This window comes from Pseudomonas antarctica, assembly GCF_900624995.1.
In the GTDB taxonomy this organism is placed as follows: Bacteria; Pseudomonadota; Gammaproteobacteria; order Pseudomonadales; family Pseudomonadaceae; genus Aquipseudomonas; species Aquipseudomonas antarctica.
This window is the reverse complement of sequence record NZ_UYXQ01000008.1, coordinates 131,832-157,403: the sequence shown is the minus strand read 5'-3', so window position 1 is coordinate 157,403 and position 25,572 is coordinate 131,832. Positions and strand designations below refer to the sequence as shown.

The window sequence follows — 25,572 nt, the reverse complement described above, 5'->3', positions numbered from 1 at the left end:
GGTTCGTAGGGGCGTGTGACGTAATAACCGTGACTGAAAGAAAAAGGGGGCGGGAAGGAAGGGTGTGGGCGGGGATGAAGAAGAGGGGGATGAGGCTGAACACCACTACCTGATCAACTGAAGGACCCCGGGGAGAGGGTGCTTGCTACCGAAGGCGGTGTGTCAGTCAGCAGATGTATTGACTGACACACCGCCTTCGCGAGCAAGCCCGCTCCCACATTTGGATCTCCACAAAGTTCCAGGACTGTGCACCGCTTCAATGCACCATGAACTAGCATCGCGCACGTCCCACACGCCTGAAACACAGACCTGGTTAAGAAAATGTCAGAAGCGAAAAACACCAAAGCCCCGTATTCCGGGGCTTTGCGCTTTCTGGCAATTTTTTTCGGCACACATTGCAAACTCTGGCACGCGCCCTGCAATAACCCCTGTACTACCCAGTTTCGGGGACCTTGGTACAGGCAGGCCGAGAATCCCCTCTTTACACCCGGGGTGCTTGATGCGGATCGCGTCGCGCCCCACGCCCGTTTCGGGAACCTCGGTACAGGCAGGCCGGGGATTCCCTCTTTAACACCGAAGCCTTTGGCTTCACCCCGTTTTGGGAGCCCTGGTACAGGCAGGCCGGGGATTCCCTCTTTTATTGCTCTTGGAGATGAATCGCCAGCCGCCAGCGGCCCTCGGCCTTCTCCCCGCTCCACTCCCCGCGCAACGGCCGAGCCGCCACCATGTTCAGCAGCAAGCCGCCATCGGTCTTGCGGATGCGCCAATTCACATCGTTGTCATTGACCTTGAGTTGCCCACTGGCGGCTTTGCCTTGCGCGTCGAACAGCAGCGCCACGGTGCCGTCGATATGTTCGCCGTGCAGCTTGGGCTCGCTGTTGAACCACACCACCACGCTGTCCGCAGCTGTCTCTACCTGCTGCAGCTCAACCGGGTCCGGGGTGGTCAGGCGGCCGATCATCAGGCCAATCATCAAACCGACAATCACCAATGAGCCCATGACCTTCGGCAATAGCTTCGGCCTTGGGTCGTCTTCAGGGGTAGAATGCAGCGCATCTTTGCCTTCGGAGCCGTGCATGTTTCACGTCATCCTTTTTCAACCAGAAATTCCGCCGAATACCGGCAACGTTATCAGGCTGTGCGCCAACAGCGGCTGCCACCTGCATTTGATCGAGCCGCTGGGCTTCGACATGGACGACAAGCGCCTGCGCCGGGCCGGGCTGGACTACCACGAGTACGCCACGCTCAAGCGCCACGCCGATCTGGCCAGCTGCCTGGAAAGCCTGGGCCACCCACGGCTGTTCGCGTTCACCACCAAGGGTTCGCGGCCGTTTCATGATGCCAGCTTTGCCGACGGTGACGCCTTCCTGTTCGGCCCGGAAAGCCGTGGCCTGCCCGCCGAGGTACTTGACGCGCTGCCCGACGGCCATCGCCTGCGCTTGCCGATGCGCGAGGGCTGCCGCAGCTTGAACCTGTCCAACACGGTGGCCGTCGCGGTCTACGAAGGCTGGCGCCAACTGGGCTTCAAGTAACACATAAAAACAAATGTGGGAGCGGGCTTGTGTGGGAGCCGGGCTTGCCCGCGATGCAGGCACCTCGGTGTGTCAGTCACACCGGGGTGATGCTATCGCAGGCAAGCCAGCTCCCACACAAGCCCGCTCCCACATTTTTACCGCGTCGACTTACTGAACGGTCGACGAACCTTCCTGTTGCATGCGCTGCAGCTCTTGCGCGTACAGAGCATCGAAGTTCACCGGAGCCAGCATCAGCGCAGGGAACGAGCCACGGGTGACCAGGCTGTCCAAAGTCTCACGGGCATACGGGAACAGGATGTTCGGGCAGAACGCGCCCAATGTGTGACTCATGGACGCTTCGTCCAGGCCCTGGATCAGGAAGATACCCGCCTGTTGCACTTCAGCGATGAAGGCAACTTCTTCGCCGTTCTTGACGGTGACCGACAGGGTCAGCACGACTTCGTGGAAGTCGCCTTCCAGTGCCTTTTGACGGGTGTTCAGGTCCAGCGCAACGCTTGGGGTCCATTCCTGACGAAAAATAGCCGGGCTTTTCGGCGCTTCGAACGACAGGTCACGCACGTAGATCCGCTGCAGCGAGAACTGTGGGCCTTGGGTTTCTGCTGCTTCAGTGTTCTGTTGGTCAGTCATCGCAGATCCTTCTTGATCTTGGGGTCTTTTAGGGTTTAGGCGTCAGACGAGCAGCAGCGCATCGAGCTTACCGGCGCGCTCCAGGGCGAACAGGTCATCGCAACCACCGACATGCTTGTCGCCGATCCAGATCTGCGGCACGGACGTGCGTCCCGCTTTCTTGGTCATCTCGGCACGCACCTGGGGCTTGCCGTCGACCTTGATCTCTTCGAAGGCAACGCTCTTTTTCTCAAGCAAGGCCTTGGCCCGCATGCAATAAGGGCAATAATCGCTGGAATACACGACAACCTGGCTCATATCACTTCACCAGCGGCAGGTTATCGGCCTTCCAGCTGCCGATACCGCCGGACAGTTTAGCGGCGGTGAAACCGGTCTTGAGCATCTCGCGGGCGTGAGTGCCGGCGTGCTGGCCTTGGGCGTCGACCAGAATGATGGTCTTGCCTTTGTATTTTTCCAGCTCGGCCAGGCGTGCAATGAGCTTGTCCTGCGGAATGTTCAGGGCGCCGACGATATGGCCGGCGGCAAAATCCTTGACCGGGCGAATATCCACGACAACGGCCTCATCCTTGTTGACCAGCGCGGTCAGCTCCGACGTGCTCAGGCTGCGGCCGCCGCGGCTCATTTCATGAGCGATCAGCAGCGCCAGCAGGATGACGAAGGCACCCGCGAGCAGGTAGTGGGCAGTGGCAAATGCAATCAGGTGATCAACCATCAAGGAGGTTCCAGGGCGTTAAAATGGCGGTAAGTATACACAGCCGTCAGGGGGGGCCAACCCCCGTAAAGCGGTGACGTGGTCGGAACTTCGCTTTAGACTGCTACTCCCTTTTAGATTGCCTTCCTTTATTACCGCCGCGAGAGGATCTATGACTACTACGCCTAAACCTTTGGTCCTGATAATTCTCGATGGCTTCGGACACAGTGAAAGCCACCACGACAACGCCGTGTACTCGGCCAACAAGCCAGTACTCGACCGCCTCACCGCCACCGTTCCCAACGGTTTGATCTCAGGTTCCGGCATGGACGTGGGCCTGCCGGACGGCCAAATGGGCAACTCGGAAGTCGGCCATATGAACCTCGGCGCCGGACGAGTGGTATACCAAGACTTCACACGCGTGACCAAATCGATCCGCGACGGCGAGTTCTTCGAGAACCCGACCCTCTGCGCGGCGGTAGATAAAGCGGTTGCGGCCGGCAAGGCCGTGCACTTGATGGGCCTGTTGTCCGACGGCGGCGTGCACAGCCACCAGGACCACCTCGTTGCCATGGCCGAGCTGGCGTTCAAGCGCGGTGCCGACAAGATTTACCTGCACGCCTTCCTCGACGGCCGCGACACCCCACCAAAAAGTGCGCAATCGTCCATCGAACTGCTCGACGCCACCTTCGCAGCACTCGGCAAAGGCCGCATCGCCAGCCTGGTCGGCCGTTACTTTGCCATGGACCGTGACAACCGCTGGGACCGCGTGGCCCAGGCCTACAACCTGATCGTCGACGGCCAGGCCGAATTCAACGCCGCCACCGCCCAGGAAGGCCTGGAAGCCGCCTATGCGCGTGGCGAGAGCGACGAATTCGTCAAAGCCACCACCCTCGGCGAGCCGGTGAAAGTCGAAGACGGCGACGCCGTGGTGTTCATGAACTTCCGCGCCGACCGTGCCCGTGAGCTGAGCCACGTGTTCGTCGATGCCGGCTTCAAAGACTTCGAGCGTGCACGCCAGCCTAAAGTCGAGTTCGTGATGCTCACCCAATACGCCGCCAACATCCCGGCCCCGTCGGCGTTTGCCCCGGGCAGCCTGGAAAACGTGTTGGGCGACTACCTGGCGAAAAACGGCAAGACTCAACTGCGCATCGCCGAAACCGAAAAATACGCCCACGTGACCTTCTTCTTCTCCGGCGGGCGTGAAGAACCGTTCCCAGGCGAAGAGCGCATCCTGATCCCATCGCCAAAGGTCGCCACCTACGACCTGCAACCAGAAATGAGCGCGCCGCAAGTCACCGACAAAATTGTCGACGCCATCGACAACCAGCGTTACGACGTGATCGTGGTCAACTACGCCAACGGCGACATGGTTGGCCACAGCGGTAACCTGGAAGCGGCCGTAAAGGCCGTGGAATGCCTGGACCTGTGCGTCGGCCGCATCGTCGATGCCTTGGAAAAGGTCGGCGGCGAAGCGCTGATCACCGCTGACCACGGCAACTGCGAGCAGATGTCCGACGAATCCACCGGGCAAGCCCACACCGCCCACACGACCGAGCCGGTGCCGTTCATCTACGTCGGCAAGCGCGACCTGAAAGTGCGTGAAGGCGGCGTGCTGGCGGATGTGGCGCCGACCATGCTGAAGCTGATGGGGTTGGAGAAGCCGAAAGAGATGACCGGCACCTCAATCCTGGTCTGACTTTAAAACACACCGCAAAACCTTGTGGGAGGGGGCTTGCTCCCGAAAGCGGTGGACCAGTCGATCATCTAATTGACTGACTCACCGCCTTCGGGAGCAAGCCCCCTCCCACATTTGATCTCCAGCGTTTGGCAGATGTCTTTTTGCCATACGCCCGCCACTCGGCACCTATCTTGCCTTCCAGCCCGAATTGGGCGTTTTTTTTGCGGCGCTTGCCGGGCATACTAGGCCGTCCCTTTCCCTGGTGTCGCCCGCCTCTATGCTTCGCGCCTTGATTACCCTCGCTCTTGTCTGCCTGCTCCAACCGGCGTTTGCCGATGAGCGCGCACAAACCCAACAACAGTTGGACGCTACGCGTCAGGACATTACCGAGCTGAAAAAACTGCTCGGCAAGCTCCAGGAAGAAAAATCCGGTGTGCAGAAAGACCTGCGCGGCACGGAAACCGAGATGGGCAAGCTCGAGAAGCAGGTCCAGGAGCTGCAAAAAGAATTAAAGAAGAGCGAGTCGGAACTGGAGCGACTCGACGCTGAGAAAAAAAAACTCCAGAGCGCACGCGTTGAACAGCAACGCCTGATCGCGATCCAGGCCCGCGCCGCGTACCAGAGCGGCCGCCAGGAATACCTCAAGCTGCTGCTCAACCAGCAGAACCCGGAAAAATTCGCGCGCACCCTGACTTATTACGACTACCTGAGCAAGGCACGCCTTGCGCAACTGAAGGGTTTTAACGAAACCCTGCGCCAGTTGGCCAATGTCGAACAGGAAATTGCTGACCAGCAGTCGCAGTTGCTCGATCAGAAAACCGCCCTCGACACCCAGCGCGACCAGCTGGAAACGGTGCGCAAAGAGCGCCAGCAAGCCCTGGCCAAACTCAATAGCGACGTCAAAGCCCGCGACGCCAAGCTGCAGGCTCGCGAACAGGACCAGGCCGAACTGGCCACAGTGCTCAAGACCATCGAAGAAACCCTGGCACGCCAGGCACGTGAGGCCGAAGAAGCGCGGCAGAAAGCGCTGATCGCCCAGCAGGAAGCGCAAAAAAAGCGCCAGCGTGAAGCCGAGCTGGCTGCCACCACCGACGCACCGGCGCCGCGCAAACCGGCGCGTGCAGCGTCTGGCCCGCTGGTTTCCAGCGCCGGCGAGAACTTCGGCGGCCCTTTTGCTTCAGCGCGCGGAAAACTTCCATGGCCTGTTGATGGTCGACTGCTGGCACGCTTTGGTGAAACCCGTGGCAATGACACCCGTGCCAAGTGGGATGGGGTGATGATCAGCGCCGCTGCCGGCAGCCAGGTCCACGCCGTTCACGGTGGGCGCGTGGTGTTTGCCGATTGGCTGCGCGGCGCCGGTTTGTTGGTAATTCTTGACCACGGTAATGGCTATTTGAGCCTTTATGGCCACAATCAGACTTTACTCAAGTCGGCAGGTGATGTTGTAAAAGCCGGTGAATCCATCTCCACTGTCGGTAACAGTGGTGGCCAGGACACTCCGGCGCTGTACTTCGCTATTCGTCAGCAGGGCCGCCCGAGCGACCCTGCACAATGGTGCCGTTCCCAAGGATAGGGCCGCACCTACATTAGGAGTTCGTTCGACATGCTGCATTTGTCCCGCCTCACTTCGCTGGCCCTGACGATCGCCCTGGTGATCGGCGCGCCTCTGGCTTTTGCCGAGCAGGTTGCACCGGCTGCGCCTGCCGCCACGGCAGCGACCACCAAGGCGCCGCTGCCGCTGGACGAGCTGCGTACCTTTGCCGAGGTCATGGACCGGATCAAGGCAGCTTATGTCGAACCCGTAGACGACAAGACCCTGCTGGAAAATGCCATCAAGGGCATGCTCAGCAACCTCGACCCGCACTCCGCCTACCTGGGCCCGGAAGATTTTGCCGAGCTGCAGGAAAGCACCAGCGGTGAGTTCGGCGGCCTGGGCATCGAAGTCGGCTCCGAAGACGGCCAGATCAAAGTGGTCTCGCCAATCGATGACACCCCTGCGTCCAAGGCCGGTATCAAGGCCGGCGACTTGATCGTGAAGATCAACGGCCAACCGACCCGTGGCCAGACCATGACCGAAGCCGTCGACAAGATGCGCGGCAAACTCGGTCAGAAAATCACCCTGACCCTGGTGCGAGACGGCGGTAACCCGTTTGACGTGACCCTGGCCCGCGCGACCATCACGGTCAAGAGCGTGAAGAGCCAACTGCTGGAGTCGGGCTACGGCTACATCCGTATCACCCAGTTCCAGGTCAAGACCGGCGACGAAGTGGCCAAGGCCCTGGCCAAGCTGCGCAAGGACAATGGCAAGAAGCTCAACGGCATCGTGCTCGACCTGCGCAACAACCCGGGCGGCGTGCTGCAGGCAGCGGTCGAAGTGGTCGACCATTTCATCACCAAAGGCCTGATCGTCTACACCAAGGGCCGTATTGCCAACTCCGAGCTGCGCTTCTCGGCCACCGGCAATGACCTCAGCGAAGGCGTGCCGTTGGCGGTGCTGATCAATGGCGGCAGTGCTTCGGCATCGGAAATCGTCGCCGGGGCCCTGCAAGACCAGAAGCGTGGCGTGCTGATGGGCACCACCAGCTTCGGTAAAGGCTCGGTGCAAACCGTATTGCCGCTCAACAACGACCGCGCGCTGAAGATCACCACGGCGCTGTACTACACGCCAAACGGTCGCTCGATCCAGGCCCAGGGCATTGTCCCGGACATCGAGGTGCGCAAGGCCAAGATCACCAACGAAATCGACAACGAGTACTACAAAGAAGCTGACCTGCAAGGTCACCTGGGCAATGGCAACGGCGGCGCCGACCAACCAACCGGCAGCAACGCCAAAGCCAAGCCGATGCCGCAGGACGATGATTACCAACTGGCCCAGGCACTGAGCCTGCTTAAAGGCCTGAGCATTACGCGCAGCCGTTGATATGCGTGTTGCCTTGATCATCGCTGTGCTGTGCAGCCTGGCCGGGATCGCCCACGCGACCCCGGCCAGCGAGCCCCGCAAAGCCTACCTGACCCTCATCATCGACGACCTGGGGCAAAACCTGCCCCGGGATCGGCGCGTGCTGGCCCTTCCTGGGCCGGTGACCACGGCGATCATGCCCGACACACCCCACGCCGCCGAATTTGCCCGCGAAGCCCACAAGGCCGGCAAGATCGTGATCCTGCACATGCCCATGGACCCGGCCACCGGCCCTTTCGCCTGGCACCCCGATCTGCCGATCGAAGAGCTTGGCAAACGCCTGGACGCCGCCTTTAAGGCCGTGCCTTACACCGCCGGCATCAACAACCATATGGGCAGCCGTATGACCGCCCAGCCAGCAGCCATGGCTTGGCTGATGGCCGAACTGCAACGGCGTAACACGTTCTTTGTCGACAGCCGCACCAGCGCGCAGACCGTCGCCGCTGCCGAGGCGCAGAAGATTGGCTTGGCACATGTCTCGCGCGATGTATTCCTTGATGACGAGCGCACCGAAGCGGCGATCACCACGCAGCTGCACACTGCGATCACGCTGGCCCACAAACAAGGCTCGGTGGTGATGATCGGCCACCCTTATCCGCAGACGCTGGCGGTGCTGGAGCGCGAGTTACCCAAGCTTAAGGCCCAGGGCATCGACTGGATCAATATCAAGTTGATGATCAGCGTACGTGGCAATCAGGCCATGGCCGGGCATGGGAAAAACGGCATTTATCGTCCTTTGCCTAAATAGATACAGCTCGGCATCAGGCTCGCTCTTCGATAGTGGCTCCTCCAATCAACGGGAGAGCCTCCAATGAAGCCTCTGCAATTCAATGACCTGCTCATCAATTTTACCAGCGAGTTTCTTCCGCTCTGGAGCGACAAGGGCTCGGGCGCACATAAAGACGTCGGCCTTTGGCGGCCCAGCACAACATCCGATGAACTAAACCCGTTTTTCTCCTTGGGCGATGTTGCGGTTGATCACCATGACAATATCAACGGGAGCAAGGTTGTCCCGGTCGTCAGCGACGTGAATAAGGTCGACGGCACGGCCCTGCGTGCGCCGCTTGATTACCAATGGGTGTGGCACGATAAAGGAACCGGGGCGTTAGGCAATTTATCCATCTGGCGCCCACTGCCACCACAAGGCTATGTCGCGATGGGGCTGGTATGCGGTGTGGCGTATGACAAACCTTCGACCAATGCCATGCGCTGCGTACGGGAAGACCTGGTGCAAACAGCCCAAGTGGGCGACTTGGTCTGGGACGATAAAGGCAGTGGCGCTACCAAAAATATGAACACTTGGTCGATTGCCCCACCCGATGCATCAGCCGGCGAGATTTGCTTGGCCCCTGGGACCTTTATCGGCGGTGAAAGCGCTACCAAGCCAAGCCTCATGGCCTATTCGTTGCGCCTGGAGCTCACCGCGCAATCCAGCGAAGCACCGCCACTCCCCGTTCTCAGCGGGTATGAGAACCCGATTCTGGAGGAGACCACCCCCATAATTAAGGTGTGCGAACTGCCGTGGTTCTGCGTAAAAGATCCGGAATTAACCGCTATTGAGCAGCTGCGGACCTCACCCACTTATCGGTTGGAACGTACTGATCGTCACGTTTTCGTCGGTTTTGAGCACAACACCGAAGCGGCCAGTCGCCCCTCTACGTGGAAAGCCACGAAGGGCGAAATCGGAGAAAATGCCAAGGTGCTGGCAACTGGCAGCGGCGTCGAACTAAGCAAGCAATGGCCCGCAAGCACTCTCGCATTCGAGCTGGGTTTCTCGGCGCAGTTGGACCGTGAATTCACGCATACGCAGCATTCGGCGAAAGGTTGGAGCAACGCCTCACCGCTGGAAATCATCACTTATGCGCCGCCGAAGATAGCCGTTGCGGGCTCCATCCTGAACAGTGAATACCGTTTGCTACGCCTGGATGGCAGCCAGGTATCAGGCACTGTGAGCTACAACAACGGCGATCACGTGTACATGAGCCAGTATCCCAGCGTGGAGCCACTGCCTGAGCAAGCGCCTGGAGCAGAAACCTTTGAAGCACCGCCCACACTAGAGATAGCGGGCTATGATCTGCTCGACGACACCCTCGCCCCGTAACTGATCGAGTGCCGCCTGGAGTTTGGTCACCACGTCATCCGGCACGTCTTTGTTCAACGCGAGGTAGAGCTGGGCGCTGTTGAAGCGCAACACGGTCTTGAGCCCCGTTACGCCGACCTGACGCGCCAGGTAACGCCCGGCGGGATCGCCGGTGGCCCATAGGTCGATCTGGCCATCCATGAGCTTTTGCGCGTTGTCTTGGTCGCGCAGCACCACCAACGGGTTGAGGCCCTGTTTTTCCAGGGTCTCGGCAATGGCGTCGCCCTTGTAGGCACCAATCTTGTAACGACGGGCATGCTCAAGGTCCGACAGCTCTATCTTGCTGTCGGCCTTGGCCAACAACACCCAATTATCAGGGCCGATAGGGCCGACCCATTTGAATAAGGCTTCGCGATCCGGCAGGCGCGCCATCACGAATACGCCGTAACCGGGTTTTTCCAGGGCGAGTTTGTAGATTCGCTGCCAAGGAAACCGCAGGGTTAGGTTGTAGGAGATACCGGCGCGCTTGAAAGTCTCGCGCACGATGTCGACGGCAATGCCCTCGATGTTCTCGTCCTTGGCGAAGTTTTTACCGTTTTTCGCCATGTTGTAAGGCGGAAAGTTTTCCGTCAGCAACACCAGGGCGGCGTCAGACGGTTCTTCAGCGTGCGCAGCACCGGCCATAAGCGCGGAGGTACAGGCGAGAGCGAGCAACAAGGTCTTGAACATGAAGGCTACCGGAATCCATGGCAAGCGCAGAGAGTGCCGCGCGCCTGCCATGGTGTCCAGCAGCGTTTAGCGAACGACGATACCGCGCGCCGCCATGTAGGCCTTGGCCTCGGGAACGGTGTATTCGCCAAAGTGGAAAATACTCGCCGCCAGCACGGCGCTGGCGTGGCCTTCGATCACGCCGTCGGCCAGGTGCTGCAGGTTGCCGACGCCGCCGGAGGCGATCACCGGAATGCCCAGCGCATCGCTGATGGCGCGGGTCACACCCAGGTCGAAGCCGTTTTTCATGCCGTCCTGGTCCATGCTGGTCAGCAAGATTTCACCGGCGCCCAGGCCTTCCATCTTCATCGCCCACTCCACCGCGTCCAGCCCGGTAGGTTTGCGACCGCCGTGGGTGAAGATCTCCCAGCGCGGGGTTTCACCGGGGCCTGAGACTTTTTTGGCGTCGATGGCGACCACGATGCATTGCGAGCCAAAGTGCTGCGCGGCTTCGCCGACAAACTCCGGGTTGAACACGGCAGCGGTGTTGATCGAGACCTTGTCTGCGCCGGCGTTCAACAGGTTACGAATATCCTGCACGGTGCGCACACCACCGCCCACGGTCAGCGGGATGAACACCTGGCTGGCCATGCGCTCCACGGTATGCAGCGTGGTGTCGCGACCGTCGACGCTGGCAGTGATGTCGAGAAAAGTAATCTCGTCGGCACCTTGCTCATCGTAACGACGCGCGATTTCCACCGGGTCGCCGGCGTCACGGATGTTCTCGAACTTGACGCCCTTGACCACGCGACCGTTGTCGACGTCCAGGCAAGGGATGATGCGTTTGGCCAGCGCCATGGTCAGTCCTCAGCCGTTGTAGGCGTCGCAGTAAGCCTGGGCTTCGGCGACGTCCAAGGTACCTTCGTAGATCGCGCGACCAGTGATGGCGCCGATGATGCCAGGTGCCTTGGCGTCCAGCAGCGACTTGATATCGCCCAGGTTATGAATACCACCGGAAGCGATCACCGGGATCTTGGTAGCCGCAGCCAAGGCAGCGGTGAACGGTACGTTGCAGCCCTGCATCATGCCGTCTTTGGCGATGTCGGTATAAACGATGGCGGACACGCCGTCGGCTTCGAACTGCTTGGCCAGGTCGATCACTTGCACGGTGCTGATTTCAGCCCAGCCGTCAGTGGCGACGAAACCGTCTTTGGCGTCCAGACCGACGATCACTTTGCCCGGGAACGCACGGCAGGCTTCAGCAACAAAGGCTGGGTCTTTCACCGCCTTGGTGCCGATGATCACATAGCTCACGCCCGCTTTGACGTAATGCTCGATGGTTTCCAGGGAGCGGATACCGCCGCCAATCTGAATCGGCAGGTTCGGGTAGCGCTTGGCGATCGCGGTGACCACTTCGCCATTGACCGGCTGGCCTTCGAAGGCGCCGTTCAAGTCCACCAGATGCAGACGACGGCAACCACCTTCTACCCATTTGGCAGCCATGCTCACCGGGTCATCGGAGAACACGGTGGAGTCTTCCATGCGGCCTTGGCGCAGGCGTACACAAGCGCCGTCCTTGAGATCGATAGCGGGGATAATCAGCATCTGGCAAACCTTATTCGATATTCAGCAATGCTTGGGAAATCAGGGTTTCTCAAGCGACCACAGGTCGCTTTCGATGCTTTCGAACCTTTCTTTAAGGAGCGTCTGCGTGTCGAAAATCGCCCTGTTGTAATAGTGCGGCGCCACTTCGGTGGTGAACAGCTCAAGAATCTCGGCGACCTCGAACGAGCCCAACTTGAGTTCGAAGCGGTCCGCCATGAAGCGCTTGATCTTGAGGGTAGCCTCACTCTCCTGCTCGGGCGTGAGGTTCAAGATCGGCAACTTCGGTTTCTTGGCCATTTACCAGCGACCATCCCACGCGGCGAAGTTCTGCAGCAATTGCAGGCCATGGGTATGGCTCTTCTCCGGGTGGAACTGCACGGCAAAACGCGAACCTTCGGCCAGCGCTGCGGCGAAATCGACGCCGTAGTGCCCACCACCCACCACCTGGCGCGGGTTACCGGCGGCGATGTAGTAGCTGTGCACGAAGTAGAAACGCGCCATGTCCGGGATTTCGTGCCACAGCGGGTGGTCGACGGTACGGCGCACTTCGTTCCAGCCCATGTGCGGGACTTTCAGGTGTTCGCCGTCTTCGTGCAGGTCTTTGCCAAAGAACTTCACCTGGCCGGGAAACAGGCCGATGCAGTCGACGCCGGCGTTCTCTTCACTGCGCTCGAGCAAGGCTTGCATGCCCACGCAGATGCCAAGGAACGGCCGGTCCTGGCTGACTTCACGCACCAGGCTGTCAAAGCCCAGGCGGCGGATCTCAGCCATGCAATCGCGAATCGCCCCCACGCCGGGAAACACCACGCGATCGGCTTCGCGAATCACGCTGGCATCGCTGGTGATCAGCACCTTGCCGGCGCCTACGTGCTCGAGGGCCTTGGCCACCGAGTGCAGGTTACCCATGCCGTAATCGATAACCGCGACCGTCTGCATTACAGAACGCCCTTGGTGGAGGGCATTTGCCCGGCCATGCGGTCATCCAGCTCCACGGCCATGCGCAACGCGCGGCCGAAAGCCTTGAACACGGTTTCGATCTGGTGGTGGGTGTTGGTGCCGCGCAGGTTGTCGATGTGCAGACTGACGAGTGCGTGGTTGACGAAGCCCTGGAAAAATTCCTGGAACAGGTCGACATCGAAGCCGCCCACGGTGGCGCGGGTGTAGGGCACGTGCATCTGCAGGCCTGGGCGGCCGGAGAAGTCGATGACTACGCGCGACAGCGCTTCGTCCAGCGGGACATAGGCGTGGCCGTAGCGACGGATGCCTTTTTTGTCACCGATAGCCTTGGCAAATGCCTGACCCAACGTGATACCGACGTCTTCCACCGTGTGGTGGTCGTCGATATGCAGGTCGCCCTTGCTGACGATATCCAGGTCGATCAGCCCGTGACGGGCGATCTGGTCCAGCATGTGCTCAAGAAAAGGTACACCGATATCAAATCGGGCCTTTCCGGTGCCATCCAGGTTGATCGAGGCTTTGATCTGGGTTTCCAGAGTGTCGCGCTCGACGGACGCCTTACGTTCGGCCATCACCAACTCCGCAAAATCATTGGGCGAAAAAGGCGGCCATTATAGGGGCGCGGGCGCTAAACAGAAACATCGAAGGGGATAAGACTGATGGAGTGTCGGGGATGGACATGTGCATACAAGTGGGCGCCCCAGGATGGTGCGCTCCGCGTATTTACCCGAATGTGCCGGCGGCTTCGTTGTAATATGAGCGCAATGTTTAAAACCTAACGAATATTCAACAATGACGATACCGACAGTCTTACAGCGCAGCGGCGTCCTCCTCCTGTGGGCAGTGACCTACTACGTGACGGGCATCGTGTCGCTGGCCTTTGATGATCCCGTCTCGCAGATGGCGATTATCTGGTTCCCGGCGGGTATTTCCGTGTCGGCGTTCCTCAGCTCACGACGCGCTCACTGGCCGATGTTGTTTGCAGTGCTGCTGGTCGCGCGGGTGCTGCTGGATGAGCACGGTTGGCAACATCTACCGGCCGCCGTGGCGCTTTCAGCGCTGGCGCTGTCAGGCTCTGTTGCGATTGCCTGGCTGGTTCGGCGTTTCGCTCGGCGCGGCGACGAGCTGCACGCCATTTTGCTGTGGTTGCTGGCAACCGTGGCCGTTTGTTGCGTCCTGGCACTGCTCAGGAAGGGCTGGCTGATGCTGGCCGGAGAAGTATCACCAAACACGTTCATGACCAACTGGATGTCCGGCATGAACGGCGTGTTCTTTTCCACCGTCGTGGTGATGAACGTACTGAACAGCAACCTGCGCGACTTTCCTACCCGCACGCGCGCGAAACTGGCCGGCGGGGTATGGTTGCTGCTGCTGGCATTGAACACCTGGTACGTTTTCGGGGCGACCCCGCTCTGGTTCATCGATAGGCTGGGCACCGACGCCGGCGCAGCGGCGTATTTCATCCTGGCCTGCCTGCCCATTGCTCTCACCCTCGCCGTTTGCATAACGTGGCGCAGCCCTGGCGGCTCGATCGCACTACTGGTACTGGGCGGCATCGTGGTCCATTTCACCGACCAGAAGACCGGGCCGTTTTACGTGCATGGCCTGCTGGAAGGCGAGCCCTTGCTGCTTGCGCAAAGTTACCTGTCCATCACGGCATTACTGGTGGTGGTAATACGCTTGATGAGGCAATCCGCTCAACCTTACGACTTGGAAACCGGGCGCTTGGCGGGCAGTGGCGTGATGTACCAACTGCACCCGGGAACCGGGGAAATTCTCTGGGACGACAACCTTGAAACGCTGCTGGACGTTGGCGCCCTGCCCCTGCACACGGTGCAGCAGGTCCTGGAGCGTGTACACCCAGAGGACCGCGACAGACTCAAACGCCACTGGTCGCCGGAAACGCATACCCGCGCCGCATCCTTGGCCTTTCGCATCGACAAGGGCAATGGTGAATGGCTGACCCTTTATGACCAAAGCCCCGGCGCCCTGCGTGATGCACAGGGCCAAGTGATTGTCGGCAACTGGCAAAGCGGCCGCTATCCCTGATTCTTTGCCTGTGACAGCCTGCTTTTCCCCTGTAGGGATTCCTAATGATTCAGATTGCTTTACTGCTGTTCGGCGTTGAGTTCGTCCGCTCCAAGTTCTGGATTCTCGGCCTGATGGGCATCCTGTGGGGCTCGCTGGGCCTGGGCGTGATGTACGACGGCCTGGACGGTGCACTGTACTTTCCGATGCGCGCATTCGGATTGATGTTATTGCTGGAAAGCATTGTCACCCTCAGCGTGGCGTCCAGCGGCGTGGGGACTCAGCGGGCCGTGCTGTATTTCAAGGGCGGCATTTTCTTCTTCGTCGCCGTGCTGATTCTTGCGAACAATGTCTATAGCCACCTGTTGCTGGCGATCATCTTTGGCCTGACCTACTTCGTGATCGGCTTGCTGACCATTAGCTCGGCCTGGGTCGTCAGGTTCCCGCACTGGCGATCGTCGTTGATCAGCGGCGGCGCTCAGTTGGCGTTCGCGGGGTTGCTGGTCAGTCCCTACCCCATCGCCCTCAGTGCAACGGTGTCGTTTTTCCTCGGTGCATTGATGATCGTCAGCGGCTTCAACACGGTGCGCATCGCGCATCGCGTGAGGCGCTTGCGCCACGGCACTTCAACGTTTGAGCTGCTTGAGCCAAGGGATTTGCTGTCAGACTTCAAGAAGCTGCCACCGCAAAAACCGCTGGAGGCGCGCCAGGAGCAAGAGTCTGAGTTCCAGGACCCACTGATCGTGCATATCTGGACGCCGGAAGGCACCGCCGGTGCAACAACGATCCCTCGCCCGATCATCAATCGCTACATTGCGGCGGTGGATGCACAAGGCGTGATTTCAACCGGGCACGCGGCGCTTGAGCTGTCGCCCTCGGTGTACCTGAGCCTGTACCCGGTCGCGGACATTGATCGCTCACCGGCGGAGTTCTTCCGCATCCTCAAGGCCACGCGCAACAACGACGTGCCCGGCACATTCCAGCCGGACTACGCCACGGAAGTGGCCAACTGGTGCGACTCGGACCGCAAGATTGTTTTTCACCACTACAGCCGCAGAGCGCTGATCGAGTTCTCGAATAACTATCGCCAACAGGCCACCTACAACCTGACCTACCGCAACTGTTCGAGCAGCGTGGCCTTTGCGTTGGAAGCATCAATGGATGGCGTGCTGTCGGAGCGGTCCCGGCGCTGGCGCTCGGTCCTGCAGACCTTGCTCATGCCTGAGTTGTGGATTGCCGCGCAAGTACGCAAGCGCGCCATGACCATGGCGTGGACACCCGGCCTGGTCATGGACTATGCACGTGCCTTGCGGGTGATTGTTCATCCGGTGCCGCGCCCCTGGTTTCAACGCATTCCATGGCGCGGCGCGTCAGCCAGGACCTTGCCTGACAAGAAGCAGGACTAAGCTGCCCGGCGCCCACTCACCTTGCATGAGAGGGCACCGGGAAACCGGGTATCAGTGGAACAGTACCGCCGTCTTTTGCAGGGTCACCCACACACCCCACGCCAACGGAATACCCACCACCAGCCAGGCGGCAATCGCCAACGGCACTGTGCCGGAGGCTGCTTTCCATTCCAGCGAGGTGGAAGCATCCGCCCCTTTGTCATGGCCCAGCGCCTGTTCGGCAGCCAGTTCGGCGTCGGTCATGAAGTACTTGTCGGCCACCGGGCGTACCAGCAGGTTGCAGATGAAACCCAGGACCAGCAGGCCGGCGAGGATGTACAAGGTGATGTCATAGGCCGCCGCGCGTTCAACGCCGATGCTCAACTGGTATTCACGCAGGTAGTTCACCAACACCGGGCCCAACACGCCCGCCGCCGCCCAGGCGGTCAACAGGCGACCATGGATCGCGCCGACCATTTGCGTACCGAACAGGTCTGCCAGGTAGGCTGGAACCGTCGCGAAACCACCGCCGTACATCGACAGGATGATGCAGAACGCGGCCACGAACAGCGCGACGTTACCCAGGTGACCCAGGTTCGGGATCAACGCGTAGAGGGCAAAGCCCAAGGCGAAGAACACGAAGTAGGTGTTTTTACGGCCCAGGTAGTCGGAGAACGACGCCCAGAAGAACCGACCACCGATATTGAACAAGCTCAACAAACCGGTGAATCCCGCGGCAATGGCAGCGATAGACGCAAGCTGCCCGGCATCCAGTTGGCCGAACGGCACATCCACACCCAGCAGCTTGCCGCCAAACACTTCCTGCAGCAGCGGCGAAGCCATACCGAGGATGCCGATACCGGCGGACACGTTCAGGCACAGTACCAGCCAGACCAGACGGAATTGCGGGGTTTTCCACGCCACGTTCACGTGCACGTGACGATGAGTGATCATCGCATTGCTGGCTTTTTTCGCCGGTGCGGTCCAGCCCTCAGGCTTCCAGCCTGTCGGCGGAACGCGGTATGACAGGGCACCACCGATCATGAACACGAAGTAGATCGCAGCCATGACCGCGAAACTCTGCCACACGCCCACGCTGGTCGGCGAAGCAAAGTGGCCCATCAGTGCTGCAGCCAAAGGTGCACCCACCATCGCACCGCCGCCGAAGCCCATGATCGCCATGCCGGTGGCCATGCCGCGCTTGTCCGGGAACCACTTGATCAAGGTCGACACGGGCGAGATATAGCCCAGGCCCAGGCCGATACCGCCAATCACACCGGAGCCGATCCACATCAGCCAAATCTGGTGGGTATAGATACCCAGCGCCGAGATCAACAGGCCGCCGCACCAGCACAAGGCCGAAACGACGCCAGCTTTACGTGGCCCGGCATGTTCCAGCCAGCCACCCCAGATCGCTGCCGAGCAGCCCAGGAAGATGAAGAACAGGGTGTAGATCCAGCCCAGCATGGAGATGGGCCAGTCGCATTGAGAGGAGAAGACTTGTGCGATGAAGCTCATGTCCGGCGCGCAGGCAACCGGTGTGGTGATACCCAGCGCTTTGGACAGTGGCAACCAAAACACCGAGAACCCGTAGGCCATGCCGATGCACAGGTGGATGGCCAGGGCGGCCGGTGGAACCAGCCAGCGGTTGAACCCGGGCTTGGCGATAATGCGTTCCTTGGACAGGAACGCAGGCTGTGCGGCAGTACTACCAGCCGCAGTGCTTGTGCTCATTGGTGTTTCCCCCAGTTATTAGTATGTGCCCGTCAGGCGCTCTCTCCCTCGGCCTTGCACGCAGAGCGTTGGCCGTTGTTTTAAGTAAAGCTCCATTTTAAGCGCGACGTTGTGTCGCAGACGACAGACGAACCCGCGAAGATTAGCACCAGTGGATGACAGAAAAACCAAACTGACATCACCTTTTTCACGCAATCTGATTTGTTCGGCGGCAAAATCCGATTTTGCCGCCGCTAGATACAATGTAACGATGCGTGAACTGACGCAGGCCGTCGGGCGTTATACTCTGCGGCTAAATTTTGAAATCGACATACAAGGACTCGCCCATGAAAGCGTTCGGCAAAATCCTGGGTCTGGTACTTCTCGGGCTGTTGCTGATCATTGTGGCCCTGGGCTTTGCCCTGACCCACCTCTTCGATCCCAACGATTACAAAGACGAGATTCGCCAGATTGCCCGCGACAAGGCCCACATCGAGCTGACGCTCAATGGCGATATCGGTTGGAGCCTGTTCCCCTGGCTGGGCCTTGAGTTGCACGAAGCCAGCGTGGCAACCCTGACCAACCCGACCCAACCGTTCGCCGACCTGCAGATGCTCGGCCTGTCAGTGCGCGTGCTGCCGCTGCTGCGCCGCGAAGTGCAGATGAGCGATGTGCGTGTTGAAGGCCTGAACCTGCGCCTGACCCGTGACAAGCAAGGCCACGGCAACTGGGAAGACATCGGCAAGAACGTGGCCGAGACTCCAGCCAATGCGCCGGTGCCTGCTCCAGTGGAGACGCCGGCCGAACCCGAACCGGAAAAGCCGCCAAAACCGATCCGTCTGGACATCGACAGCCTGACCATCAACAACGCCCGCGTTGAATACAACGATGAGCAGACCGGCAAACAGTACAGCGCCGAAAGCATCCAGCTGAGCGCCGGTGCCGTGCACGAAGGCGCCAGCATTCCGCTCAAACTCACCGCATTTCTGGGCAGCAACCAGCCGCTGATGCGCGTCAAGACCGAGTTGAACGGCAACCTGCGCATTCAGCGCGCGCTCCAGCGTTACCAGTTCGAAGATATGAAACTCAGCGGCGAAGCCACCGGCGAGCCACTGCAGGGCAAGACCGTCACCTTCTCCACCCAAGGTCAACTGCTGGTGGACCTGGCGGCCAACGTCGCCGAATGGACCAACCTGAAACTTTCCGCCAACCAGCTGCGTGCATTGGGCGAACTGAAGGTCAACGACCTGAACAAAACCCCGCAACTCAGCGGGGCCTTGTCCGTTGCCCAGTTTGACCTGGCCAAGTTCCTCGACAGCGTCGGCCACCCTTTGCCGCCCATGGCCGAGGGCAGCCTGAGCAAGGTTGAATTGGTCAGCCGCCTCAAGGGCACACCCAGCAGCGTGGCCCTGGAAGACCTGAACCTGAAACTCGATGGCAGCACCTTCACAGGTCGCCTGGCCGTGGATGACTTTGCCAAGCAATCACTGCGCGTACAGCTCAAGGGCGACACGTTCAACGCCGACAACTACCTGCCGGCCAAGTCCGAATCCGCCAAAGGCGCAGCCGCTGCCCGCCAGGCCGAAGTCCAGAACAGCGAAGCCGGCGCCATGGCCGCAGGCGGCACCACGCCGCTGCCGGATGCACCGAACAAAGGCGCGTGGAGCACCGACAAGCTGCTGCCATTGACCCGCCTGCGCACCCTGGATATCGACGCCGACCTGGCCTTTGGCCAACTGACCCTAAGCAAGCTGCCGATCCAGAACGCCGCACTCAAAGCCTCCGGCCTCGATGGCCAACTTAAGCTCGACATGCTCAGCGGCGGCCTCTACAACGGCACCTTCCAGGCCAACGGCACACTCGATGTGCGCCAGGACACCCCGGTGCTGGCGCTGCAAACGCACATCAAGCAAGTGCCGGTTGAACGCATCCTGCAAGCCCAGGGGCAAAACCCGCCGGTGAAGGGCCAGATCACCCTCGACAGCAACCTCAACGGCCGTGGCAACAGCCAGAAGGCGCTGATCGACAGCCTTAACGGCACCGCCAGTTTTGTGATCAATAACGGCGCGCTGCTCAACGCCAACATTGAACAACAACTGTGCACCGGCATCGCCCTGCTCAACCGTAAGACGTTGAGCACCACGCCACAGGGCAAGGACACCCCATTCCAGGAACTGCGCGGCAACCTGACCTTGCGTAACGGCGTGGCCAGCAACCCTGACCTGAAAGTGCGCATCCCAGGCCTGACAGTCAACGGCAACGGTGATGTCGACCTGCGCGTACTGGGCATGGACTACCGCGTCGGCATCATCGTCGAAGGCGACAAGCGCGACGTGCCGGACCCGGCCTGCCAGGTCGGCTCCAACTTCCAGGGCATCGAAGTGCCGCTGCGCTGCCGTGGCCCGCTGGAGCTGGGCGCCAAGGCCTGCCGCCTGGACAAGGATGGCTTGACGCAGGTCGCCATAAAAGCGGCTGGCAACAAGCTCAGCGAAAAGCTTGAAGAGAAGCTCGACAAGGTCAACCCGCAGTTGAAAGACGCCCTCAAAGGCCTGTTCAAACGATGAGAAACGAGCAGTTTTCACAGGCGGTGCTGGACTGGTACGACCGCCACGGTCGCCATGACCTGCCCTGGCAACAGGGCATCACGCCTTACCGGGTGTGGGTCTCGGAGATCATGCTGCAACAAACCCAGGTCAGCACGGTGCTCAATTACTTCGACCGTTTCATGGCGTCCCTGCCGACGGTCGAAGCCCTCGCCGCCGCGCCGGAAGACGAAGTGCTGCACCTGTGGACCGGCCTGGGTTACTACACCCGCGCCCGCAACCTGCAGAAGACCGCCAAGATCGTCGTCGCCGAGTACGGTGGCGAGTTTCCCAGGGACGTCGAAAAGCTCACTGAGCTGCCGGGCATTGGCTTGTCCACCGCCGGTGCGATCGCCAGCCTGAGCATGGGCCTGCGCGCGCCGATCCTCGACGGCAACGTCAAACGCGTGCTTGCGCGGTTTACCGCGCAAGAGGGCTACCCAGGCGAGCCCAGGGTCGCCAAGCAGCTCTGGGCGACCGCAGAGCGCTTTACGCCACATGATCGCGTCAACGCCTACACCCAGGCGATGATGGACATGGGCGCCACGCTCTGCACCCGCAGCAAACCCAGCTGCCTGCTGTGCCCGCTGGAAAAAAGCTGCGAAGCCCATATGCTCGGCCTGGAGACACGCTACCCGATCCCCAAGCCGCGCAAGACCATCCCGCAAAAGCGCACGCTGATGCCGATGCTGGCCAATGCCGAGGGCGAGATTCTGCTTTACCGTCGCCCGTCTACGGGCCTGTGGGGCGGTTTGTGGAGCTTGCCGGAGCTGGACGACCTCCAAGACCTGGAACACCTGGCCAACCAACACGCGCTGGAGCTGGGTACGCCGCATGAACTGCCGGGGCTGATCCATACCTTCAGCCATTTCCAGCTGGCCATCGAACCCTGGCTGGTCCAGGTCGAGGAATCCGCCCATCACGTGGCCGAGGCCGACTGGCTCTGGTATAACCTCGCCACCCCGCCGCGCCTGGGCCTTGCCGCCCCGGTGAAAAAACTGCTGAAGCGCGCGGCCGAAGTATTGAACGCAGGAGTTCCGTCATGACCCGCACCATCATGTGCCGCAAGTACCACAAAGAACTGCCCGGCCTCGAACGCCCTCCGTACCCAGGTGCCAAGGGCCAGGACATTTTCGAGCACATCTCTGCACAGGCCTGGGGCGACTGGCTGAAACACCAGACCCTGCTGATCAACGAAAAACGCCTGAACATGATGAACGGCGAAGACCGTAAATACCTGGCAGGCGAGATGGACAAGTTCTTTTCCGGCGAGGATTACGCCAAAGCCGACGGCTACGTGCCGCCTGCTCAATAATTGATCAAAAATCGGGGTCGGCACGTAAGCGACGGTAATAATTAAATATTTTTTGAAAACTTGCTTGACGACCCCCTGAAAAACCCGTTTAATGCGCCCCGTTGCCCAGATAGCTCAGTCGGTAGAGCAGGGGATTGAAAATCCCCGTGTCGGCGGTTCGATTCCGTCTCTGGGCACCACTAATACCGAAAAACCCCAAGCGAAGATAATTCCTTGGGGTTTTTTATTGCCTGCGATTTAATGGCTGAGGCTTATTTATCGCCCGGCTCAATCGTTTAGCGGGTACTGAATTTTTTACTGCAAGGTAGTTATTGGATGACCCGGTACTTATTCTGCACGCTGTTACTGCTGACGGCGCTGCTCAGTGGCTGCGCCACGCAAATGGACGTCGCGATCAACGCAACACCTGACCCGGACTACCACTTTGATCGACAGGCAACGGTACTGGTGACGACCTCCGTTGGCGGTAGCGCAGAAAGCACGCTTAACGCCCGCTACTACCTGCGCGATATGGTCAGCGCCATGAAAGACCAGGGTTTTCAAAAAGTGTTTACCGACACCACCCTGCCCAAGAACCATGCACCGATCAAAATGACCATCCTCCTCGATGTCGACAGCCATCAGGTGACCTACCGCTACACCGCCACCGAGTATGGTCAAGTGCCCACCAGCACCACCACTCAGTGCAAGAAGAACAAGAAAAAAGAAGACCAACTGACCTGCACCAGCAAACCGAACACCACCTACGGCCCGGTGGGCACCTCAGAACGAACCGGCTACACCACGCTCACCACCTTCACGGCCACGGCGCGCGATGAAGTCAGTAGGCGTGCGGTGTACCTGCTGCGGGCGACGTCCTATAACGAAGACTGCCAGGCTGCCAAGGTCGAGGCCTTTCTGGTGGAACAGGGGCTGCAGAACCTGAATTTCCACGACCGCGTGCAACGCAACTACACCGTCACGATGCCCGAGGGCTACCGCTGCAAATAGTCAGCGGCTCACCCCCTGCTCTGCCCGCTTATTTGAGTAAAAACACCATCAGCGGGTTGTCGTTCAGCCGGCCCTCGAAAACGGGGGCCTGCGACGCCATCGGTGTGCCCTTCAACAGCGCCGTCTCCTTGCGCGACACAATCACCCAGGATGGCCTTGGCAACGTCGCCATTTTTTCAAGCTCATAGCTCGCGACGAACAGCGGCTGTTCATCGTGATCCAAGTTCATCATGTAGCGCACCGCCCAGGTGTCGCGGCCCAAGTTGACGAACACCAAGGGCCCGGGCTCGGACACACGCAGCGCCTCGACCTGGCTGACAAATTTGTGGGTATCGAATTGCAGGTCCTTGGCCGGATCGATCACCACCACCAGCAGCAACCACTGCGCCGCCAGGGCAATCAGACTGAGCCACACCAAGCGCGCTGCACGGCGCCAGGCAATCACCGCCACCACTTGCAGAACCACCAGCCCACCGATCAACAGCGGCAACGGCACGTCCGGCCAATAGCCGCGCTTTTGCCAGGACTGGCGACACACAAACAGCACCACCACGCACAACGCCGGCAGCGCTGCGACGAGTCCTTCATAGCAGCGGCGCACGCCGACCAGCCAGTTTTGCGCCTGGAGCAGCCCATAGGCGGCCACAGCCGCAAACATCGGCACCATTGGCAGAATGTAGTAGGCGCGCTTGAAGTGCGGCACCGACAGCCCGAGCAAAATCATCAAGCCGCAGGCACCCAGGCGCACCACCAGCTGTACGTCGTCATTGCCCCAACGTTCAGACCAGCGATTGCGCAGCGCAATCATCGTGGCCAAGGCCAGTGGCACCACGGGGAAGTAGCGGTACAAACTCAGCTTGAAGTAGAAGTAAAACGGCTCGCCGGACTCATCCAGCCGACCGCCGACCTGCATCTTGAACACTTCATCGGCAAAGGCATCGCCGCCGCTGATCCGCGCCAGCTTCATCAACACCCACCAACACGCCACCAGCAGCGCCAGCCCGACGAAGCCGTGGATCAGCACTTGCTTGACCCGCTGCTTAGGCTGGCCCAACGCCCAATACACGCAGACCACCCCACAGACCTCGATCAGCCCCAGCGGCCCGCGAATCGCAAAGGCCAGGACAAACAACGGGAATACGGCAAGCTGCCTGATCCGCGAGCCCATACGCTCGCCGCTGTGCAACAGGTAGAAGCTGCCTACGCATAACAGCGCGATCATCAGGTCCAGGCAGACCGAGCGCGACTTATCGAGCAATTGCGTAGTGAGCAACGTGAGCAACACCGTCAGCAACGCCCAAGACCGGCTGGACGGCACCAGCAGGCGATAGACCACGGCAATCATGCCCGCCGAAGCAAGCGCGGTCGGCAGCACATTGGCCAGGTGATTCGGTGCGCCGAACAAGCGCGCGAACACAACGCTGAAGAAGGTCGCAGTACCCGGATAGTCAGGGTATGGCTGGCCGTAGGTGGTAGGGAAAAGACTCGCGCCATGGCGAAACATTTCCTGCATGAACAGCGCCCAACGCCCATCAAAGCCCTGGGGCTGCTCATCCCAGATGCCCCACGTGAACAACAACAAAGCAATCAGGAAAATGCCCAGGGACTCCAGGCGAAAACGGCTGCGGTGATCCATCGAATGTCCTTTCAGGTAGGCTGCGCCGACTCCATGGTGCCGACTCAGCCCCTGAATAACGCCTGAACAAACCCGAACATTTATGGATTTAGCGACCGACGCGCCACACCAGCGCCGGAATCAGCCGGATGTAGACCAGCTCGCCCACTAGCTCAAGCAGGGTTTGCAGGATGACCGCCGTAGCCGCCAGCCCGCGCACGTCTTCGGGCAACGCCAATGCCAGGGGCAGCACCACCAAGGAGTTACGGGTCGACGCACTGAACGTGAGCGCCCGCGCCGTCACCGCCGGCAACGCGAACAACCGCGCCGCCAAAGCGCCCATCAGCGGCGCCAGCAACAGGAAGCCCACATACACCGGGATTACCGGCAACAACGAACCGATATCGCGCACCACCGAGGTGATCTGCGAGGTGATCACCACAAACAGCACCAGTGCCATCGCCGGCACCGGCAACCAGGCCCAGGCGCTATTCCATGCGCTTATCAAGCTTGAGCGCCGCGCCAGGGACGTGGTCAGCACCGCCAGGATCATCGGCAGCACAATCAACCACAGGAACGCCTCGACAAACGGCCCCACCGCCACCACCACGGCGGATTGCGCGCCCAGCATGAAACCCAAGTAAACCGGCAACAGCACCAGTTGCAGCAACAACAGCACCGGCGTCGCCGCCAGCATCAGCCGCGAATCGCCCTTGCCGATATGAGTAAACACCACCACGTAATCGATACACGGCGTGAGCAATACCAGCAACGCCCCTACCAGCAGCGCCGGGCGCTCCACCAGGCCACGGGTCAACACCCACACCAGCAACGGCACCAGAATGAAATTGGCCAGCAGTAGCGCCGAGATGAAGCGCTTATTGCCCAAGCCTTGGCGCAGGTCCAGAAACGGAATTTGCAGGAACATCGCATACATCAGCACCGCAATGGCGGGCGTGACCAATACACCGAGGCCGTGGGCCGAAAACGGCGCGAGCACACCAAATGCGGCCGCCAGGAGGACGGCGACGAAGTAGATGGGGATTTGGTGGTGTTCGAGGGTGTCGCGGGTCATGGGCCGACTCTGGCAGATCAATAGAT

At 60.3% G+C, this 25,572-nt stretch carries 25 protein-coding genes and 1 tRNA gene; 13 read left to right on the top strand and 13 right to left on the bottom strand.

Annotated features, from left to right (window positions below; translation table 11 throughout):
- Positions 1-637: 637 nt before the first annotated feature.
- Positions 638-1,078, bottom strand: coding sequence for a hypothetical protein (locus E0F99_RS08765; protein ID WP_083355709.1), 441 nt, complete (start codon positions 1,076-1,078; stop codon positions 638-640).
- Here E0F99_RS08765 and E0F99_RS08760 point away from each other — a divergent pair.
- Complete coding sequence (locus E0F99_RS08760) at positions 1,077-1,532, top strand: tRNA (cytidine(34)-2'-O)-methyltransferase (RefSeq protein WP_083355710.1); 456 nt, start codon at positions 1,077-1,079, stop codon at positions 1,530-1,532. The genes E0F99_RS08765 and E0F99_RS08760 overlap by 2 nt on opposite strands.
- 150 nt (positions 1,533-1,682) lie before the next feature.
- On the opposite strand, the gene secB is transcribed toward E0F99_RS08760, so the two are convergent.
- Genes secB through E0F99_RS08745 form a run of 3 tightly spaced genes read right to left on the bottom strand, consistent with a single transcriptional unit; the run spans position 1,683 to position 2,874 of the window.
- Positions 1,683-2,162, bottom strand: coding sequence for a protein-export chaperone SecB (gene secB, locus E0F99_RS08755; protein ID WP_083355711.1), 480 nt, complete (start codon positions 2,160-2,162; stop codon positions 1,683-1,685).
- Positions 2,163-2,204: 42 nt separating this feature from the next.
- Positions 2,205-2,459, bottom strand: coding sequence for a glutaredoxin 3 (gene grxC / locus E0F99_RS08750; RefSeq protein ID WP_083355712.1), 255 nt, complete (start codon positions 2,457-2,459; stop codon positions 2,205-2,207).
- 1 nt (position 2,460) lies between these two features.
- On the bottom strand, positions 2,461-2,874 hold the full coding sequence (locus E0F99_RS08745; RefSeq protein WP_058413145.1) for a rhodanese-like domain-containing protein: 414 nt from the start codon (positions 2,872-2,874) through the stop codon (positions 2,461-2,463).
- Positions 2,875-3,025: 151 nt separating this feature from the next.
- Between E0F99_RS08745 and gpmI the strand changes: the two genes are divergently transcribed.
- The 5 genes from gpmI to E0F99_RS08720 all read left to right on the top strand — a co-directional run bounded on the left by gpmI (position 3,026) and on the right by E0F99_RS08720 (position 9,594).
- Positions 3,026-4,552 carry a 2,3-bisphosphoglycerate-independent phosphoglycerate mutase gene (gene gpmI / locus E0F99_RS08740; protein WP_083355713.1) on the top strand — a complete coding sequence of 509 codons (1,527 nt, stop codon included), beginning with the start codon at positions 3,026-3,028 and terminating at the stop codon, positions 4,550-4,552.
- Between the two features lie 259 nt (positions 4,553-4,811).
- The gene (locus E0F99_RS08735; RefSeq protein WP_083355714.1) at positions 4,812-6,107 is read left to right on the top strand and encodes a murein hydrolase activator EnvC family protein; all 1,296 of its coding nucleotides are present in this window, start codon (positions 4,812-4,814) and stop codon (positions 6,105-6,107) included.
- Between the two features lie 30 nt (positions 6,108-6,137).
- Positions 6,138-7,454: a S41 family peptidase gene (locus E0F99_RS08730; protein ID WP_083355715.1), complete on the top strand. Its 1,317-nt coding sequence runs from the start codon at positions 6,138-6,140 to the stop codon at positions 7,452-7,454.
- Position 7,455: 1 nt separating this feature from the next.
- On the top strand, positions 7,456-8,241 hold the full coding sequence (locus E0F99_RS08725; RefSeq protein ID WP_083355716.1) for a divergent polysaccharide deacetylase family protein: 786 nt from the start codon (positions 7,456-7,458) through the stop codon (positions 8,239-8,241).
- Between the two features lie 63 nt (positions 8,242-8,304).
- A complete protein-coding gene (locus E0F99_RS08720; RefSeq protein WP_083355717.1) occupies positions 8,305-9,594 on the top strand; it encodes a Vps62-related protein in 1,290 nt (429 codons plus the stop codon).
- Here the strand turns inward: E0F99_RS08720 and E0F99_RS08715 are convergent.
- The 6 genes from E0F99_RS08715 to hisB all read right to left on the bottom strand — a co-directional run bounded on the left by E0F99_RS08715 (position 9,547) and on the right by hisB (position 13,415).
- Positions 9,547-10,302: a substrate-binding periplasmic protein gene (locus E0F99_RS08715; protein WP_083355718.1), complete on the bottom strand. Its 756-nt coding sequence runs from the start codon at positions 10,300-10,302 to the stop codon at positions 9,547-9,549. The two genes, E0F99_RS08720 and E0F99_RS08715, sit on opposite strands and share 48 nt — an antisense overlap.
- 66 nt (positions 10,303-10,368) lie before the next feature.
- Positions 10,369-11,139 (bottom strand): imidazole glycerol phosphate synthase subunit HisF, encoded by a 771-nt coding sequence (gene hisF, locus E0F99_RS08710; RefSeq protein ID WP_003171107.1) that lies wholly within the window; start codon positions 11,137-11,139, stop codon positions 10,369-10,371.
- 9 nt (positions 11,140-11,148) lie between these two features.
- Positions 11,149-11,886 (bottom strand): 1-(5-phosphoribosyl)-5-[(5-phosphoribosylamino)methylideneamino]imidazole-4-carboxamide isomerase, encoded by a 738-nt coding sequence (gene hisA, locus E0F99_RS08705; RefSeq protein WP_003187784.1) that lies wholly within the window; start codon positions 11,884-11,886, stop codon positions 11,149-11,151.
- 39 nt (positions 11,887-11,925) lie between these two features.
- Positions 11,926-12,183 carry a DUF2164 domain-containing protein gene (locus E0F99_RS08700; protein WP_083355719.1) on the bottom strand — a complete coding sequence of 86 codons (258 nt, stop codon included), beginning with the start codon at positions 12,181-12,183 and terminating at the stop codon, positions 11,926-11,928.
- A complete protein-coding gene (gene hisH / locus E0F99_RS08695; RefSeq protein WP_083355720.1) occupies positions 12,184-12,822 on the bottom strand; it encodes an imidazole glycerol phosphate synthase subunit HisH in 639 nt (212 codons plus the stop codon). It lies immediately after the preceding gene.
- A complete protein-coding gene (gene hisB, locus E0F99_RS08690; RefSeq protein WP_003218037.1) occupies positions 12,822-13,415 on the bottom strand; it encodes an imidazoleglycerol-phosphate dehydratase HisB in 594 nt (197 codons plus the stop codon). The genes hisH and hisB overlap by 1 nt, the downstream gene beginning before the upstream one ends.
- A 220-nt stretch (positions 13,416-13,635) precedes the next feature.
- Between hisB and E0F99_RS08685 the strand changes: the two genes are divergently transcribed.
- Both E0F99_RS08685 and E0F99_RS08680 read left to right on the top strand, forming a co-directional pair.
- The gene (locus tag E0F99_RS08685; RefSeq protein WP_083355721.1) at positions 13,636-14,892 is read left to right on the top strand and encodes an MASE1 domain-containing protein; all 1,257 of its coding nucleotides are present in this window, start codon (positions 13,636-13,638) and stop codon (positions 14,890-14,892) included.
- Positions 14,893-14,936: 44 nt separating this feature from the next.
- Positions 14,937-16,277 carry an HdeD family acid-resistance protein gene (locus E0F99_RS08680; RefSeq protein WP_083355722.1) on the top strand — a complete coding sequence of 447 codons (1,341 nt, stop codon included), beginning with the start codon at positions 14,937-14,939 and terminating at the stop codon, positions 16,275-16,277.
- Positions 16,278-16,328: 51 nt separating this feature from the next.
- On the opposite strand, the gene E0F99_RS08675 is transcribed toward E0F99_RS08680, so the two are convergent.
- Complete coding sequence (locus tag E0F99_RS08675) at positions 16,329-17,990, bottom strand: OFA family MFS transporter (RefSeq protein ID WP_083355723.1); 1,662 nt, start codon at positions 17,988-17,990, stop codon at positions 16,329-16,331.
- A 326-nt stretch (positions 17,991-18,316) separates the two neighbouring features.
- Here E0F99_RS08675 and E0F99_RS08670 point away from each other — a divergent pair, with 326 nt between their 5' ends.
- The 5 genes from E0F99_RS08670 to E0F99_RS08650 all read left to right on the top strand — a co-directional run bounded on the left by E0F99_RS08670 (position 18,317) and on the right by E0F99_RS08650 (position 22,856).
- Positions 18,317-20,533, top strand: coding sequence for an AsmA family protein (locus tag E0F99_RS08670; RefSeq protein WP_083355724.1), 2,217 nt, complete (start codon positions 18,317-18,319; stop codon positions 20,531-20,533).
- Positions 20,530-21,597, top strand: a complete 1,068-nt coding sequence (gene mutY, locus E0F99_RS08665) for an A/G-specific adenine glycosylase (protein WP_083355725.1) — start codon at positions 20,530-20,532, stop codon at positions 21,595-21,597. Before E0F99_RS08670 ends, mutY begins: the two co-directional genes overlap by 4 nt.
- A complete protein-coding gene (locus E0F99_RS08660) occupies positions 21,594-21,866 on the top strand; it encodes an oxidative damage protection protein (RefSeq protein WP_083355726.1) in 273 nt (90 codons plus the stop codon). The genes mutY and E0F99_RS08660 overlap by 4 nt, the downstream gene beginning before the upstream one ends.
- 103 nt (positions 21,867-21,969) lie before the next feature.
- Positions 21,970-22,045: transfer RNA gene (locus E0F99_RS08655), tRNA-Phe, on the top strand.
- A 136-nt stretch (positions 22,046-22,181) separates the two neighbouring features.
- Positions 22,182-22,856, top strand: a complete 675-nt coding sequence (locus E0F99_RS08650) for a hypothetical protein (protein WP_083355727.1) — start codon at positions 22,182-22,184, stop codon at positions 22,854-22,856.
- A gap of 28 nt (positions 22,857-22,884) precedes the next feature.
- On the opposite strand, the gene E0F99_RS08645 is transcribed toward E0F99_RS08650, so the two are convergent.
- Together E0F99_RS08645 and E0F99_RS08640 are read right to left on the bottom strand one after the other, a co-directional pair.
- Entirely contained in the window at positions 22,885-24,492 is a 1,608-nt protein-coding gene (locus E0F99_RS08645; protein ID WP_083355728.1) for an ArnT family glycosyltransferase, read from the bottom strand.
- A gap of 88 nt (positions 24,493-24,580) precedes the next feature.
- Positions 24,581-25,546, bottom strand: coding sequence for an arsenic resistance protein (locus tag E0F99_RS08640; protein ID WP_083355729.1), 966 nt, complete (start codon positions 25,544-25,546; stop codon positions 24,581-24,583).
- Positions 25,547-25,572: the final 26 nt, after the last annotated feature.

Bases quoted from the DNA above. Each gene is read 5' to 3' on its own strand.
- E0F99_RS08660 (WP_083355726.1), top strand. From the start codon at position 21,594: ATGACCCGCACCATCATGTGCCGCAAGTACCACAAAGAACTGCCCGGC.
- E0F99_RS08760 (WP_083355710.1), top strand. From the start codon at position 1,077: ATGTTTCACGTCATCCTTTTTCAACCAGAAATTCCGCCGAATACCGGC.
- E0F99_RS08715 (WP_083355718.1), bottom strand. From the start codon at position 10,302: ATGTTCAAGACCTTGTTGCTCGCTCTCGCCTGTACCTCCGCGCTTATG.
- E0F99_RS08745 (WP_058413145.1), bottom strand. From the start codon at position 2,874: ATGGTTGATCACCTGATTGCATTTGCCACTGCCCACTACCTGCTCGCG.
- E0F99_RS08650 (WP_083355727.1), top strand. From the start codon at position 22,182: ATGACCCGGTACTTATTCTGCACGCTGTTACTGCTGACGGCGCTGCTC.
- E0F99_RS08700 (WP_083355719.1), bottom strand. From the start codon at position 12,183: ATGGCCAAGAAACCGAAGTTGCCGATCTTGAACCTCACGCCCGAGCAG.
- E0F99_RS08675 (WP_083355723.1), bottom strand. From the start codon at position 17,990: ATGAGCACAAGCACTGCGGCTGGTAGTACTGCCGCACAGCCTGCGTTC.
- E0F99_RS08765 (WP_083355709.1), bottom strand. From the start codon at position 1,078: ATGCACGGCTCCGAAGGCAAAGATGCGCTGCATTCTACCCCTGAAGAC.
- secB (WP_083355711.1), bottom strand. From the start codon at position 2,162: ATGACTGACCAACAGAACACTGAAGCAGCAGAAACCCAAGGCCCACAG.
- E0F99_RS08720 (WP_083355717.1), top strand. From the start codon at position 8,305: ATGAAGCCTCTGCAATTCAATGACCTGCTCATCAATTTTACCAGCGAG.
- E0F99_RS08735 (WP_083355714.1), top strand. From the start codon at position 4,812: ATGCTTCGCGCCTTGATTACCCTCGCTCTTGTCTGCCTGCTCCAACCG.
- E0F99_RS08670 (WP_083355724.1), top strand. From the start codon at position 18,317: ATGAAAGCGTTCGGCAAAATCCTGGGTCTGGTACTTCTCGGGCTGTTG.
- grxC (WP_083355712.1), bottom strand. From the start codon at position 2,459: ATGAGCCAGGTTGTCGTGTATTCCAGCGATTATTGCCCTTATTGCATG.
- E0F99_RS08640 (WP_083355729.1), bottom strand. From the start codon at position 25,546: ATGACCCGCGACACCCTCGAACACCACCAAATCCCCATCTACTTCGTC.
- hisF (WP_003171107.1), bottom strand. From the start codon at position 11,139: ATGGCGCTGGCCAAACGCATCATCCCTTGCCTGGACGTCGACAACGGT.
- E0F99_RS08730 (WP_083355715.1), top strand. From the start codon at position 6,138: ATGCTGCATTTGTCCCGCCTCACTTCGCTGGCCCTGACGATCGCCCTG.
- E0F99_RS08685 (WP_083355721.1), top strand. From the start codon at position 13,636: ATGACGATACCGACAGTCTTACAGCGCAGCGGCGTCCTCCTCCTGTGG.
- E0F99_RS08680 (WP_083355722.1), top strand. From the start codon at position 14,937: ATGATTCAGATTGCTTTACTGCTGTTCGGCGTTGAGTTCGTCCGCTCC.
- hisH (WP_083355720.1), bottom strand. From the start codon at position 12,822: ATGCAGACGGTCGCGGTTATCGATTACGGCATGGGTAACCTGCACTCG.
- hisB (WP_003218037.1), bottom strand. From the start codon at position 13,415: ATGGCCGAACGTAAGGCGTCCGTCGAGCGCGACACTCTGGAAACCCAG.
- mutY (WP_083355725.1), top strand. From the start codon at position 20,530: ATGAGAAACGAGCAGTTTTCACAGGCGGTGCTGGACTGGTACGACCGC.
- hisA (WP_003187784.1), bottom strand. From the start codon at position 11,886: ATGCTGATTATCCCCGCTATCGATCTCAAGGACGGCGCTTGTGTACGC.
- gpmI (WP_083355713.1), top strand. From the start codon at position 3,026: ATGACTACTACGCCTAAACCTTTGGTCCTGATAATTCTCGATGGCTTC.
- E0F99_RS08725 (WP_083355716.1), top strand. From the start codon at position 7,456: ATGCGTGTTGCCTTGATCATCGCTGTGCTGTGCAGCCTGGCCGGGATC.
- E0F99_RS08645 (WP_083355728.1), bottom strand. From the start codon at position 24,492: ATGGATCACCGCAGCCGTTTTCGCCTGGAGTCCCTGGGCATTTTCCTG.